Source organism: Streptomyces sp. SL06 (assembly GCF_058244745.1).
Map to the genome: position 1 here is coordinate 4,689,679 of NZ_JBSYOT010000002.1, position 13,907 is coordinate 4,703,585.

The 13,907-nt window shown below is 72.3% G+C and carries 13 protein-coding genes; 6 read left to right on the plus strand and 7 right to left on the minus strand.

Annotation, left to right across the window (positions count from 1 at the left end; translation table 11 throughout):
• Positions 1-9: 9 nt before the first annotated feature.
• A complete protein-coding gene (locus AC4IHM_RS21475) occupies positions 10-846 on the minus strand; it encodes a helix-turn-helix domain-containing protein (protein ID WP_490868631.1) in 837 nt (278 codons plus the stop codon).
• Positions 847-958: 112 nt separating this feature from the next.
• On the opposite strand from AC4IHM_RS21475, the gene AC4IHM_RS21480 reads away from it, so the two are divergent.
• Complete coding sequence (locus AC4IHM_RS21480) at positions 959-1,555, plus strand: NADPH-dependent FMN reductase (protein ID WP_490868632.1); 597 nt, start codon at positions 959-961, stop codon at positions 1,553-1,555.
• A 7-nt stretch (positions 1,556-1,562) separates the two neighbouring features.
• Here the strand turns inward: AC4IHM_RS21480 and AC4IHM_RS21485 are convergent, their stop codons facing one another.
• Positions 1,563-2,387, minus strand: coding sequence for an endonuclease I family protein (locus AC4IHM_RS21485; protein WP_490868633.1), 825 nt, complete (start codon positions 2,385-2,387; stop codon positions 1,563-1,565).
• Positions 2,388-2,707: 320 nt separating this feature from the next.
• Between AC4IHM_RS21485 and AC4IHM_RS21490 the strand changes: the two genes are divergently transcribed.
• Positions 2,708-3,118: a hypothetical protein gene (locus AC4IHM_RS21490; protein ID WP_490868634.1), complete on the plus strand. Its 411-nt coding sequence runs from the start codon at positions 2,708-2,710 to the stop codon at positions 3,116-3,118.
• Between the two features lie 385 nt (positions 3,119-3,503).
• Here AC4IHM_RS21490 and AC4IHM_RS21495 read toward each other — a convergent pair whose 3' ends face one another.
• The 3 genes from AC4IHM_RS21495 to AC4IHM_RS21505 all read right to left on the minus strand — a co-directional run bounded on the left by AC4IHM_RS21495 (position 3,504) and on the right by AC4IHM_RS21505 (position 5,218).
• Positions 3,504-4,115 carry a hypothetical protein gene (locus AC4IHM_RS21495; protein ID WP_490868635.1) on the minus strand — a complete coding sequence of 204 codons (612 nt, stop codon included), beginning with the start codon at positions 4,113-4,115 and terminating at the stop codon, positions 3,504-3,506.
• 92 nt (positions 4,116-4,207) lie between these two features.
• Positions 4,208-4,351 carry a DUF397 domain-containing protein gene (locus tag AC4IHM_RS21500; RefSeq protein WP_490868636.1) on the minus strand — a complete coding sequence of 48 codons (144 nt, stop codon included), beginning with the start codon at positions 4,349-4,351 and terminating at the stop codon, positions 4,208-4,210.
• 75 nt (positions 4,352-4,426) lie between these two features.
• Positions 4,427-5,218: a helix-turn-helix domain-containing protein gene (locus AC4IHM_RS21505; protein ID WP_490868637.1), complete on the minus strand. Its 792-nt coding sequence runs from the start codon at positions 5,216-5,218 to the stop codon at positions 4,427-4,429.
• 162 nt (positions 5,219-5,380) lie between these two features.
• Here AC4IHM_RS21505 and AC4IHM_RS21510 point away from each other — a divergent pair, with 162 nt between their 5' ends.
• From AC4IHM_RS21510 to AC4IHM_RS21525, 4 genes are all read left to right on the plus strand, one after another.
• On the plus strand, positions 5,381-5,560 hold the full coding sequence (locus AC4IHM_RS21510; RefSeq protein WP_490868638.1) for a hypothetical protein: 180 nt from the start codon (positions 5,381-5,383) through the stop codon (positions 5,558-5,560).
• Positions 5,557-5,838 (plus strand): hypothetical protein, encoded by a 282-nt coding sequence (locus tag AC4IHM_RS21515; protein WP_490868639.1) that lies wholly within the window; start codon positions 5,557-5,559, stop codon positions 5,836-5,838. The genes AC4IHM_RS21510 and AC4IHM_RS21515 overlap by 4 nt, the downstream gene beginning before the upstream one ends.
• Before the next feature lie 103 nt (positions 5,839-5,941).
• Entirely contained in the window at positions 5,942-9,682 is a 3,741-nt protein-coding gene (locus AC4IHM_RS21520; RefSeq protein WP_490868640.1) for an ABC transporter ATP-binding protein, read from the plus strand.
• 93 nt (positions 9,683-9,775) lie between these two features.
• On the plus strand, positions 9,776-11,200 hold the full coding sequence (locus AC4IHM_RS21525; RefSeq protein WP_490868641.1) for a S28 family serine protease: 1,425 nt from the start codon (positions 9,776-9,778) through the stop codon (positions 11,198-11,200).
• A 69-nt stretch (positions 11,201-11,269) separates the two neighbouring features.
• On the opposite strand, the gene AC4IHM_RS21530 is transcribed toward AC4IHM_RS21525, so the two are convergent.
• Together AC4IHM_RS21530 and AC4IHM_RS21535 are read right to left on the minus strand one after the other, a co-directional pair.
• The gene (locus tag AC4IHM_RS21530; RefSeq protein ID WP_490868642.1) at positions 11,270-11,896 is read right to left on the minus strand and encodes a hypothetical protein; all 627 of its coding nucleotides are present in this window, start codon (positions 11,894-11,896) and stop codon (positions 11,270-11,272) included.
• A gap of 104 nt (positions 11,897-12,000) precedes the next feature.
• The gene (locus AC4IHM_RS21535) at positions 12,001-13,848 is read right to left on the minus strand and encodes a glycoside hydrolase family 3 protein (protein ID WP_490868643.1); all 1,848 of its coding nucleotides are present in this window, start codon (positions 13,846-13,848) and stop codon (positions 12,001-12,003) included.
• Positions 13,849-13,907: the final 59 nt, after the last annotated feature.

The window sequence follows — 13,907 nt, forward strand, 5'->3', positions numbered from 1 at the left end:
CGCCCCGGCTCAGGAGATCGCCCGCAGCCCCCCGTGGGAGGCGCGGCCGAGCCGTTCGACGGCCCGCGCCGTCTCCTCGTCGGCGGGCAGCAGCACCACCAACTGCTGCGCGTCCGCGGTGAGGTCGAGCGTCTCGCGGCGCAGCCGGAGCTGCGGCCCGCGGGGGTGGCGCAGCCGCAGTACGCCCCGTGCGGGGACGACATGCCCGTTCAGCCGGCGGGTGAACTCGGGCCCGGCCTCGGGCGCGAGGTCCGCCGCGAACCACTGCGCGTTCTTCGCGAAGGGCCCGAGCCACAGGTCGAAGGCCTGCTCGTCCGCGACGTCGTCCCAGTCGGCGAAGAAGGTCCGGGCCCGGGGATCGGTGAAGACGTACCGGGTGAGGTTCGCGGCGGCGCCGTCGAGCAGTCCCGTACCCTCCGTCACCGCCTCGTACGCGCGGGTGCGGGCGAGGATGTCGCCCAGCCGGTTGGTGACCAGGGCGATCCCCGGTTCGAGCAGGCGCAGGGTCTCCAGGACGGAGGGGCGCACCTCGCGGCGCGGCGGGTCGGGCCGGGTGTGGGCGGTGCACTCACCGCCGCTGACCTTCGACAGGTAGCGCAGATGCTCGCGCTCCGCGGGGGCGAGGCTCAGCGCGTCGCCGATCGCCCGCAGCACGGCGGGGGAGGGCCGGCGGTCCCGGCCCTGCTCGATGCGGGTCAGGTACTCGACGCTGATCCCGGCCCGCGCGGCCACGTCCGAGCGCCGCAGCCCCGGTGACCGCCGGCGCCCGTGGTCCGGCAGGCCGAGCGACTCCGGCTGGGTGCTGTCCCGTCTGGCCCGGATGAAGTCCCCCAGTGGTGTCCCCATGCGTTCGAGCATAGGACGCCCCCGCCCGCTCCCGCGGGGCTCAGGCTGGCCCTGCCGGGGCCAGCCTGAGCACGGTCTTGCCCGCCCCCGGGCGGCCCCCGACGGTGAGGGCATGAACAACGACAAGCACAGGCTCGTGATCCTCGTCGGCAGTGTCCGGGAGGGACGCTTCGGTCCCGTGGTGGCGTCCTGGGTGGCCGAACAGGCCCGCGCGCACGGGGCGTTCGACGTGCAGGTCGTCGACCTCGCCGAGATCGACATCCCCCTGTCGCTGCCCGCCGCGTCCCCGAAGCACGCCGGCGAGGACTATCCCCGCCCGGCCGGGATGGCGCCCCTGACCTCCGCGCTCGCGGGCGCCGACGCGGTCGTCCTGGTCACGCCGGAGTACAACCACAGCTACCCGGCGTCCCTGAAGTCGGCCATCGACTGGCACTTCACCCAGTGGCAGGCCAAGCCGGTCGCCTTCGTCAGCTACGGCGGCGCGGCGGGCGGCCGGCACGCGGTGCTGCACCTGGAGAACGTGCTGACCGAACTGCACGCGGTGACCGTCCGCGACGGTCTCGCCTTCCCGAACTGCTTCACCGCGTGGCAGGACGGCCGTCCCCTGGACGCCGCCGTCCCCGGGTACGCCAAGACCCTGCTTGAGCAACTGGCCTGGTGGGCGGGGGCGCTGCGCACGGCGCGCGAGGCCGTCCCCTACCCGGGGTGAGGATCGGCTACCAGATCGCCTCGACCCACTCCGGGTGGTCGACGAACGGGTTGCGGTTGTGCTGGTAGTCGTCGTAGATGACCTGGTTGCGGTGCTCCTCGAAGGCGTCCGGCGGGTCCTCGGCGCTCCATTCCTTCAGTACGGAGACCTTGCCGATGTACGGGGCGCTGCCGTTGTCGACGCTGCCGTTGACCTCCAGGTCGGCCCAGCCGTCGCCGCCCTCGTAGCGGACCGCCATGTAGAAGATCATGCGGGCCACGTCGCCCTTGACGGCGTCGCGGGGCTCGAAGGAGTCGGAGTCGGAGAGGCTGCCGCCGCCGTCGCTGACGGCGCTGCCGCCGTTGTCGAAGTCCTTGTTGCCCCGCACGCTGTTGACCTGGACGTCCTCGGGCCGCAGATGGTGCAGGTCGGTTCCGGGCCCGGTCGCGGTGCCGAAGCCGCCGTGGGACTTGGCCCACACGTGCTCGCGGTTCCAGTCGCCGGTGGCGCCGCCGTTGCGCGACTTGCTGCGGGAGGCGCCCGAGTAGAGCAGGATCACGTTGTCGCTGTCGGCGGGGTCTTCGTCGGTGGCCTTCAGCGCGTCCCAGACCGCCGAGTAGGAGATCCTGGTCTGGTCGCTGATGATCGTGTGGAGCGAGGACTTGAGGTCGGCGCCCGTCTTGCCGACCGCGTCCTTGTAGTACGTCGAGTCGTAGTCCGCCGCCGAGGCCGCCGCCGTCGCTGTCGTCGCCGTGGCCGGGGCCGCGGTCAGCGCGGGGGCGCCGAGGCCGGCGAGGACGACGGCCGTGGCGAGGACGGTGGCTTTTCGGCGCCGTGTGCGTATCGCGAGCATGTGGGGTGTCCGATCTACGCGTGTGGATGAGAGCGGTAGATCGATCGTGACATGGACATGTTGGAGGTGGGGTGTGCGGAGCGTGATGATTACGTGACTGTGTGCCGGGTCGGGTCACGTCGGAGGGGTCCAGTCGCTAGACGGCCGTCCCGTGCGCCCGGCCGTTGGCCTGCGCCGGGGGCGGGCGCCTTACCGCCTCCGCAGTTTGCGAAGCCGCCCCGGGCTCCACCCGGGACGCCCATGCCGCCGTTCGTCGACGGGCCCGCGGTCGGGTTGGTGCCGGTTGTGGCGCTGCCCGAACCGGACGGTACCGACCAGGCATGAGCCGTTGGTCCGGCCACCCCGCGACGACGGTCGCGGCCGCAGACACCGCCGGCAACCGCACCCCGCGCCCCGAACGGGAGACGAGGAGCGCCGCGATCGCCGGCGCCATGACCACGGCGACTGCCGGCCACGGCCAGGTGTTCCAGCCGGCGGCACGGCGCAGCAGCACGATGGCCCACACGCCGGTGGCGCCGAGGGCGAGGGGCAGCATGACACCGCCGCCCCCGCACAGCGCCGCGATCCCGGGCGCGAGCGCGGTCGTCGTAGGGGTGCACGGTGCACTCGGCCATGGCGGAGGTCGGGTAGCGCAGCGGCCCGCCTGGTGCCAGGCCGCCGCCGAGCGCGATGCCCGCGAACGGCAGCAGCCAGGAGATCCGGCCCCAAGTATCCGGCGGAGGCCGTTGTGACCCATGACCAGATCTCAGGCCGTGCCCGTCGGCCGAACCGCCGATGTGCGGCCGCTGCGCGGCGGGCGCCAGGTTCCCGGGCCGTTTCGTCCAGCCGGGGTCCGCGGGATGCGGCCCCGGCCGCCACCAGGCCGGCGCGGGGACCGCCGCCGCGCCGTGGCCCCACACCCGTTTCGCCGAGTGCTGCAGGGATCAGATCGTGCCTGGGGCGGCCACAAGCGTCGGCAGCATCATCTGCCGGGTGCCGTATCCGAAGAGTCGGCACGACAGACGCACGACCGTCAAGGCCAGGATCGCCGCCGGGGCTGGCCGCGACCATCGTGGTGTGCCGGGGACGATGCGGGCGGCTCGGTGGCCGTGTGCGGGCTGTGCATTCCGTGGTGGGTTACTCAGGGGCGGTCTCCCACGGGGCGAGCAGGTCGCGCAGCAGGTCGGCGAAGGCACCGTCCAAAGTGGCCTCCCGCTCCTTGTCTCCGACGGCCTCGGGGCACAGGGCGGCGGGGCGGGCGATCCACAGGATTTTCCAGGGCCGGGAGTGCAGTACGGGATCGCCCCAGATCCCGCCGTGCGGGGCGAGGGAGTACAGCAGATCGCCGACGCGTTCCGTCACGACCCCCACCAAAGGGCCGTCGGTCGATGTGTGCGCCTTCGCGATCGCCGTACGGGAGGTCCGGGCGACGGCCGCCGTCGTCGGATGTCGCCGGACGACGCGTACGACCTGCGTCAGGTGCTCGGTGATTCCCCGAACCGTGCCGTCGCTGGGATGGGTGCGGTCCGCGGTGTCGAAGGCGCTCGACAGTTCGGTCGTCAGCGCGCGCAGATGCAGCGCGGAGGCGGATTTCCAGTTCGAGTAGAGGAAGTTGCGCGAAGTCCCGCAGGCGCGGGCGATGGCGGTCAGGGACACGTCCAGTCCATCGGTGCGCATGAGTGTGCGCACCGTGCTGATCACATGCCCTGTGCTGTGAGGGTCGCGGTCGTGCCACGGAGCGGGAGTCATGGACCCATGGTCGAAAAACTGTGAGCAGTTGGGGCGGTTTTGTCAGGTGGCCACTCGGATGAGGGAGGGGAGGACAGAAGGGGGCGGAGTGTTCACGGTTTTTGGGAGAGGGGGTGGTTCTTGAGGGCGTTGATGAACAACGTCCACCCGCCCGCCGAGAAGACAACCGCCGGCCCGCACGGCACCTTCGAATCCCGAACAGGTATCCCCCAACGATGCCCGTCCACCACCTCCACACAGCTTCCCCCTGATCATTGCTGTGGGAGGACTTCCGCCAGCCCCGCAGTGCCGCGGCGTTGCGGATTTTCCGATCAGTCATGGCGTTCGTAGCCCCTTGCCGTTGCCTTGAGCAGAGCCAGCGTTTCCCTGAGTGGCAGGGCATCGCCCAGTGCGAAATCGTAGCGATGCTGCAATTCCTGGACCACGGACGGGGTGTCGTGGAGCATGCCCATGTGCAGACCCTCGGCGTAGGCCACGGGCGGCTGGTCCTCGAACCACATCAGGGTGAGCATGTTGCTCAGCAGGGGATGGGTGCCCAGGGCGAACGGCAGCACGTGCACCTGGATCCGGCCGCTCTCCGCGAGGTGCACCAGGTGGCCGATCTGCTCCGCCATGACGCCGGGCCCACCGATCCGACGGCGGAGCACTGCCTCATCGAGCAGCGCCCACACCACGGGCAGGACGGGATCGTCGAGGATCTTCGCGCGCTCAAGGCGTGTGACAAGGCGTCTGTCACGCTCATCCTCACCCACGCGAGGGAACGCCGTACTCAGAACCGCACGTGCATACCCCTCCGTCTGCAGGACACCCGGGACAAGAGCCAGCGCGAACTCGCGGATCATCACGGCCTGTTGCTCCAGTTGCCGCGCCGCCTCGAAGTAATCCGCGACCGCCGCCTCCTCCGGAAGGAAGCTGCTCAGCACATTCCCCGTGTTCAACGCCGAGTCGAGCCGCCGCGCGTCCTCCTTCGACGGCACTCGGCGGCCCGCCTCGATATGGGCGATGTGCGACCGCGTCATGATGGCCATGTCGGCCAGCCGCTGCTGCGTCAGGTCGGCCGCCTCGCGCTGCTGCTTGAGCCAGTCGCCGTAGATGTTGCTCATCCGTTCGACCCCCGCGTGACAAATCCGTCGTCACATCCGTACCTCTGGCGAGCCTAGCTCCGGCCGTCTCACTCTGTACGCGGATCGCTACTCAAGGCGACGCCCCCGCGACCGTCGCACCGGTCCGGGGGCATGGCCACCGACCACCACGGAGTCGACGACATGCGTCACCGTATCGCCCGCCTCGCCGGGCCGCCCCTGCTTCTGCTGCTCGAACTCCTGCTGCCCGCCTCGGGACGCCGCCGCCGGCGACGACGCCCGGCGACGAAGCGCGCGGCACCGCCCGGCACCGGCACGCCCGCCCCGTTGTTCGCGGTGCACGGTGTGGGGGTGGCCCGGTGAACGACGGCACACGCCGGGCCCGGCTGCTGCCCTGGACGGGCTCCGAGGGCAAGCCCTGCTATCTGCTGACCGACGGCGACGGACCACTGTCCCGCCTCGCCGACGTGATCGAGACCACGCAGCTCGACATGGCGGAGGAACTGCTCGACCACGCCGCGGACCTGCTCGCCGCTCCACGGGCGACGCCCGAACAGCTGCGCTTTCTGCTGACCCGGATGCGCGAGTCGCTCACCGACGTGCACCGCATCGCGGAGAGCCGCGGCGCGCGGTTGGGCTGAGAGAGCCGCGGCCCCGAATTGTTGCAGCGGGATGAAATCCCGACTCGCCCGCGTTGGTGCCTTCCGGTAGATCAGGTGGATCAGGACGACCGGAGGGCACGGCGTGGACGCGCAACGGGGCTGGGCACGACGGCTGGCGGGCTACGCCTGGCGCTACCCCAAGGACGTCCTCCTCGCCCTCGGCGCCTCCCTGGGCGGCATGGCCGTCATGGCCCTTGTCCCGCTGATCACCAAGGTGATCATCGACGACGTGATCGGCGCCAAGACCAGGGACATGGCCCTCTGGGCCGGTCTCCTCGTCGGCGCCGCGGCCCTCGTCTACGGCCTCACCTACGTCCGCCGCTACTACGGCGGACGGCTCGCCCTGGACGTCCAGTACGACCTGCGTACCGACATGTTCGACACGATCACCCGGCTCGACGGGCGGCGCCAGGACGAACTGTCCACGGGGCAGGTCGTCGGACGGGCGACCAGCGATCTCCAGCTGATCCAGGGCCTGCTGTTCATGCTCCCGATGACCGTCGGGAACGTCCTGCTCTTCCTGATCTCCCTGGGGATCATGGCGTGGCTGTCCCCGCCGCTCACGCTGGTCGCGCTCGCCGTCGCCCCCGCCCTGTGGTTCATCGCCCGCCGCAGCCGCACCCGTCTGCACCCGGCCACCTGGTACGCCCAGGCCCAGGCCGCCGCCGTCGCGGGCGTGGTCGACGGCTCGGTGAGCGGCGTACGCGTGGTGAAGGGCTTCGGGCAGGAGGAGCAGGAGACGGGGAAGCTCAGGGAGGTCGGGCGCAGACTCTTCGCCGGGCGGCTGCGGACGGTCAGGCTGAACGCCACCTACACCCCCGCCCTCCAGGCCGTCCCCGCGCTCGGCCAGGTCGCCATGCTCGCCTTCGGCGGCTGGCTGGCCGTACGCGGGCACATCACGCTCGGCACCTTCGTCGCCTTCTCCACCTACCTCGCCCAGCTCGTGGGCCCGGTCCGCATGCTCGCCATGGTCCTCACCGTCGGGCAGCAGGCCCGCGCCGGCACCGAACGCGTCCTGGAGCTGATCGACACCGAGCCGGCCATCAAGGACGGCGCGAAGACACTGCCGGCCGACGCGCCCGCGACCGTCGAGTTCGACAACGTCGCCTTCGGCTACGCGTCGGCCTCGGGCACGGTCAGGCCCGTCCTCGACGGACTCTCCTTCGAGATCCGGGCCGGCGAGACCCTCGCCGTCGTCGGCTCCTCCGGTTCCGGCAAGTCCACGGTCTCGCTGCTCCTGCCGCGCTTCTACGACGTGACACGCGGCGCCGTCCTCGTCGGCGGACACGACGTGCGCGAGCTGACCCTCGACTCGCTGCGGGCCGCCGTCGGGCTCGTGCCCGAGGACTCCTTCCTCTTCTCGGACACGGTGCGCGCCAACATCGCGTACGGCCGTCCGGACGCCACCGACGAGGAGATCGAGGCCGCGGCGCGGGCCGCGCAGGCCCACGGCTTCATCACCGAGCTGCCCGAGGGCTACGGCACGACCGTCGGCGAGCACGGCCTGACCCTCTCCGGTGGCCAGCGCCAGCGCGTCGCACTCGCCCGCGCGATCCTCACCGACCCGCGGCTGCTGGTCCTCGACGACGCCACGTCCGCCGTGGACGCCCGCGTCGAGCACGAGATCCACGAGGCGCTGAAGCAGGTCATGCGAGGCCGCACCACGCTCCTCATCGCCCACCGCCGCTCCACGCTCGGCCTCGCCGACCGCATCGCCGTCCTCGACCGCGGCCGGCTCGCCGACCTCGGCACGCACGAGGAACTCCAGAGGCGTTCCGCCCTGTACCGGCGGCTGCTCACCGACCCCGACGAGCTGGGCGGGGTCTCACCGGGGCACGCCCGGCCCGCGGCACCCGCGGAGGACACCTCCGTACGGGACGAGCTGGACGCCGAGTTCGACGCCGAGCGCGGGGTCACCCCACGGCTGTGGACCGGGGACCGCGCGCCGAGGGACACCGCCCTCGAAGGCAGCCCGGCCACCGCGGAACTGCTCGCCCGGGTCGAGGCGCTGCCCCCGGCCGACGGGACCCCGGACATCGACGAGGCGCGGGCGGTGCGGCCGGAGGAGTCGTACGGTCTGCGGCGCCTGCTGCGCGGCTTCCGCGCGCCCCTGCTGATCAGCCTCGCCCTCGTCGCCGTGGACGCCGGCACGGGCCTGCTGCTGCCGGTCCTGATCCGGCACGGCATCGACGAGGGCGTCACCCGGGCCGCCCTCGGCGCGGTCTGGGCGGCGGCGCTGCTGGGTCTGCTGGCCGTGCTCGCCCAGTGGACGGCGCAGACCGGCGAGATCCGCATGACCGGCCGGACGGGGGAGCGGATCCTGTACTCGCTCCGCCTGAAGATCTTCGCCCAGCTCCAACGGCTCGGCCTGGACTACTACGAGCGCGAGCTGACCGGCCGCATCATGACCCGGATGACGACGGACGTGGACGCGCTGTCGACGTTCCTGCAGACGGGGCTCGTCACCGCCTTCGTCTCGGTCGTCACCTTCTTCGGCATCATGGTGGCGCTGCTGGTGATCGACGTGCAGCTCGCGCTGATCGTGTTCGTGACGCTGCCGCCGCTGATCGTCGCCACGTACTTCTTCCGCAGGGCCAGCGTGAAGGCGTACGAACTGGCCCGGGAGCGGGTGTCCACGGTCAACGCGGATCTCCAGGAGTCGGTGGCGGGGCTCAGGATCGTGCAGGCATTCCGGCACGAGCGGGACGGCGCGCGGAGGTTCGCCGAGCACAGCGACAGCTACCGGCAGGCCCGGATCAGGGGGCAGTGGCTGATCTCGGTCTACTTCCCGTTCGTGCAACTGCTGTCCTCGGCCGCCGCCGTTGCCGTGCTGGTCGTCGGCGGCGCGCGGATCGACGACGCGACGCTGACGACCGGCGCGCTGGTGGCGTACCTGCTCTACATCGACCTGTTCTTCGCGCCCGTCCAGCAGCTCTCCCAGGTCTTCGACGGCTACCAGCAGGCGTCCGTCTCGCTGGGCCGCATCCAGGAACTGCTGCGCGAGCCGGCCTCGACCCGGGCCGCCGAGCAGCCGTCCGAGGTCACGGCCCTGCGCGGGGAGATCGCCTTCGAGGACGTGCACTTCGCGTACGGCGGCGCCGAGGACGCGGAGGCGGCCCTCACCGGTGTCGACCTGCGCATCCCGGCCGGGCAGACCGTCGCCTTCGTCGGCGAGACCGGCGCGGGCAAGTCGACCCTGGTCAAGCTGGTGGCCCGGTTCTACGACCCGACCGGCGGCCGGGTCACGGTCGACGGGCGGGACCTGCGCGCCCTCGACCTCACCTCCTACCGGCACCGGCTGGGCGTCGTGCCGCAGGAGGCGTACCTCTTCCCCGGCACCGTGCGGGACGCCATCGCCTACGGCCGCCCGGACGCCACCGACGCCGAGGTGGAGGCGGCGGCGCGGGCGGTCGGCGCCCACGAGATGATCGCCACGCTGGAGGGCGGCTATCTCCACGAGGTCGCCGAGCGGGGCCGCAACCTCTCCGCCGGGCAGCGGCAGTTGATCGCGCTGGCCCGCGCCGAGCTGGTCGACCCGGACGTCCTGCTCCTGGACGAGGCGACGGCGGCCCTGGACCTGGCCACGGAGGCACAGGTCAACCAGGCCACCGACCGCATCGCGGGGCGGCGCACCACGCTCGTGGTCGCGCACCGGCTGACCACGGCCGCCCGCGCGGACCGCGTCGTCGTCATGGCCGACGGGCGGGTCGCCGAGGACGGCACGCACGACGAACTGCTGGCGCTCGACGGACGGTATGCGCGGCTGTGGCGGACCTTCGTCGGAGCGGCCGGCCCCGAGGAGCCGGTGGGCGCGCTGCACTGACGGCGGCCGGCCGGTCATTTCCCCACCTCCCCTGGTGTGTTGGCGTCCTGCTCCGATAGCTTCCGGCGCACATCCGTTTCACAGGGAGGGTGCATGCGCAAGGCGCTCAGATGGCTGCTGGCGCTCGTGGTGCTCATCGGCACCGTCAGCACGGCGGGCGCGGCCACCGCCGCCGAGCCGAAGGCCGTCGACATCAAGGACCGGCTGCTGTCCATACCGGGCATGAGCCTGATCGAGGAGAAGCCGTACACCGGCTACCGCTTCTTCGTCCTCAACTACACCCAGCCGGTCGACCACCGGCACCCGTCCAAGGGAACGTTCCAGCAGCGGATCAGCGTGCTGCACAAGGACGTGAACCGCCCGACGGTCTTCTACACCGGCGGCTACGGCCTCTCCACGACCCCCAGCCGCCGCGAACCGACCCAGATCGTGGACGGCAACCAGATCTCCATGGAGTACCGCTACTTCACCCCGTCCCGGCCCCAGCCGGCCGACTGGTCCAAGCTGGACATCCGGCAGGCGGCCGACGACCAGCACCGCATCTTCAAGGCGCTCAAGCCGCTCTACCCGAAGAACTGGCTCTCCACCGGCGGTTCCAAGGGCGGCATGACCGCCACCTACTACGAGCGCTTCCACCCGCGCGACATGGACGGCGTCGTCGCCTACGTCGCCCCCAACGACGTGGTGAACGACGAGGACTCGGCCTACGACCGCTTCTTCGCCCGCGTCGGCACCAAGGAGTGCCGCGACCGGCTCAACGGCGTGCAGCGCGAGGCACTGGTGCGCCGCGCGCCGCTCGAGAAGAAGTACGCCGCGTACGCCGCCGACAACGGCTACACCTTCGACACGATCGGCAGCCTGGACCGCGCCTACGAGGCCGTCGTCCTCGACTACGTCTGGGGCTTTTGGCAGTACAGCACCCTGAAGGACTGCGCCGACATCCCGGCCGACGCCAAGAACGCCACCGACGACGCGATCTGGGACTCGGTCGACACGATCTCCGGCTTCCCCTTCTACACGGACCAGGGCCTCGACCCGTACACGCCGTACTACTACCAGGCGGGCACCCAACTGGGCGCGCCGACGATCCACTTCCCGCACATCGAGAAGAAGTACGTCCGCTACGGCTACCAGCCGCCGCGCGACTTCGTGCCCCGGTCGATCCCGATGCGGTTCCAGTCGGGGGCGATGCGGGACGTCGACACCTGGGTCCAGCACAACGCCCGTCAGATGCTGTTCGTGTACGGGGAGAACGACCCGTGGGGTGCCGAGCGCTTCCGCCTGGGCCACGGCGCGCGTGACTCCTACGTCTTCACCGCGCCCGGCATGAACCACGGCGCCAACGTCGACGGACTGGTGCCCGAGCAGAAGGCCCTCGCCACCGCCCGCATCCTCGACTGGGCGGGCGTCGCCTCCGCCGCGGTCCAGGAGAACCCGTCGGCCGCCAAGCCGCTGGCGGCCTTCGACGCACGCCTCGACCAGCGCGACGTGCAGCGCGAGCCGGTGCTGCGCCCGTAGCCCGTAGCCCGTAGCCCGCAGGACGCCGGCTGTGCCCGGCCACCGACGAGACGCCGCGATCGGGGGCGCTCACAGGGGCCGGGCGCAGCCCACCGGACGTTCGCCGCCGAGACGGACGTACAGGCCGGTCGAGGCGGGGCAGCCGGCCCGGTCGGCGACGGCGTCGACCACCTTGAACCGCGGCTTCCGCTCGCCCGTGCCGTCGCACGCGGTCTCGCGGACCTTGCCGTGCCCGGCCTCGTAGACGCAGTCGCCGACGATGGTGCGCGGGCCGCCCCCGGCGCCCGGGTCGCCGGGGTGCGGCGGCTGGAGCCCCCGCATGCAGGCGTACCCCTGGGGGACGAGGCCGTCGCCGTCCTCGTCGGCCGAGGGGCGCTGTTCGCTGATGTGCAGGACGAAGTCGGTGGTGTCGGGGCACGGCGGCCCGTCGGCCGCGCGGCCGTCCTCCCGGGCCACGACCCGGGCCGCCGCCCGCTCGCTGTCGCACGGCACCTCGGTGAAGCTGACCGTCCCGAACGAGCTGCACTCGCCGGCCGCCAGGAACACCGCCCCGTACCCGGAGGGCCGCACGGCGGCCGACGCCGGACCCGGACGCGAGTCCGACGCCGGGGCCGGCGGGCTCTGACAGCCCGTCAGCAGCAGGGCGCACAGCGCCGACAGCGCGCCGCACACCCGCGCGGACCCTCTCTCACGCATCGCCGTCCCCCCGGATCCCCGGTCCAGCGTGCCCCGCCGGGGCGGGCGCACGCCAGACGCGCGGGATGCGCACCCCCGGCGCGTGGCGGGGGCCGCGCCACGCCCTACGGCCGGTACGACAGCCCGTGCCCGAGGGGGAGCAGCACCGTGTCCGGATCGTCCGCCCGCACCACCGGCACCGGCAGCTTCCCGCGCGGCCGTACCCGCCCCGCGATCACCCGGGCCGCGGCGCGCACCTCGACGTCCGTCCAGGAGTAGGCGGCGAGCTGGGCGGGGACGCCGGGGAGCCGGGCCACGTCGTACGGGTTGCGGATCGCGACCGCGACGACGGGTCTGCCCGTCTCCAGCAGCCGGGCGACCAGCGTCCGCTGGCCGCTGTCCGCGGTGACGTCGTACGTGGCGACCACGACCGCGTCGGCGTCCTGGGCCGCCGCGACCGCGCGGTCCACGACGGCGGCGGACGGTGCGGTGCCGGTGGACAGGGCGGTGGCCGTGAAGCCCAGTTCGGTCAGGGCGCCGGCGAGGACGTCCGTGGGCGGCCCGGTCGTGCCGGAGGGCGAGGCGGGATCGGCGCCCACGACGAGCAGCCTGCGATGCCCGCGCCGCGACAGCGGCAGCAGCCGGCCCTCGTTGACCAGCAGGGTGGTGGTCCGCTCGGCGATCCGGTCGGCCGCGGCCAGGTGCGCGCGGGTGCCGACGGTGCGGTCGACCTCGCGACGGCTGGTGTAGGCGTCCTGGAACAGGCCCAGCTTCGCCTTCAGCCGCAGCACGCGCAGGATCGATTCGTCGAGCCGGGCCTCGGTGAGTTCGCCGTCCCGTACGGCGGTCAGGACGGCGTTCCAGGCGAGGTCCAGGTCGGGCGGGTTGAGGAGTTGGTCGACGCCCGCCTTCAGGGCCAGCACCGGCACCCGTTCGTCGCCGTACTTCGTGCGTACGCCCTCCATGCCGAGGGAGTCGGTGACCACGACGCCGTCGTAGCCCAGTTCCTCGCGCAGGATGCCGGTGAGGATGGGGCGGGAGAGGGTGGCGGGGTCGCCGGAGTCGTCGAGCGAGGGGACCATGAGGTGCGCGGTCATGATCGAGTCGATGCCGGCCTCGATCGCCGCGCGGAACGGCGGCGCGTCCAGCTCCTCCCACTGCTCGCGGCTGTGCGTGATGACCGGGAAACCGGTGTGGCTGTCGGTGGCGGTGTCGCCGTGCCCGGGGAAGTGCTTGGCGCACGCGGCGACGCCGGAGCCCTGGTACCCCGTCACCTCGGCGGCGACCAGACCCGCCACGGCGCGCGGGTCGGCGCCGAAGGAGCGTACGCCGATCACGGGGTTGGCCGGGTTGACGTTCACGTCGGCGACGGGGGAGTAGTCCTGGCGGATGCCCATCGCGCGCAGTTCGGCGCCCGCGATCCGGCCGAGCGTGCGGGCGTCGGAGCGCGAGCCGCCGGCGCCCAGTGCCATCGCGCCGGGGAAGAGGGTGGCCGGCCGGCCCACGCGGGCCACCGCGCCGTACTCCTGGTCGGTGGAGATGAGCACCGGGAGGCCGCGGGGCAGTTCCAGGGAGGCCTTCTGGATGCCGTTGGACAGGTCGGCGATCTGCTGCGGGTCGCGGGTGTTGTGCGCCCAGGCGAAGTAGATGATGCCGCCGACCCGGTACTTGGCGATCATCTCGGCCGCGGTGCGGACGCCGATCTCCGTGAGGTTGGCGTCAACGTCGGCCTGGTCGGGGTCGGTGGCGGAGTGGCCGTAGACCCGCATGACGAAGAGCTGGCCGACCTTCTCCTCCAGCGTCATGCGGGAGACGAGGGAACGGAGCTTCGCGTCGTCGGGCCGGCGGGCGTCGGCGTACGCCGTGCCGGTGCCGGCCGCCAGGGCCGCGGCGGCGACCGCGGTGGCGGTCAGGACGGTTCGTCTGGAGGGGGGTGCGGTGCTTCCCGTGCCGGCCGTGCTGCTGTGGTGCACGTGCGCTCCTTCCGGAGAGCTGGTGAAGGAAACTTCCAAAGGGACAGCAATATCCGGGA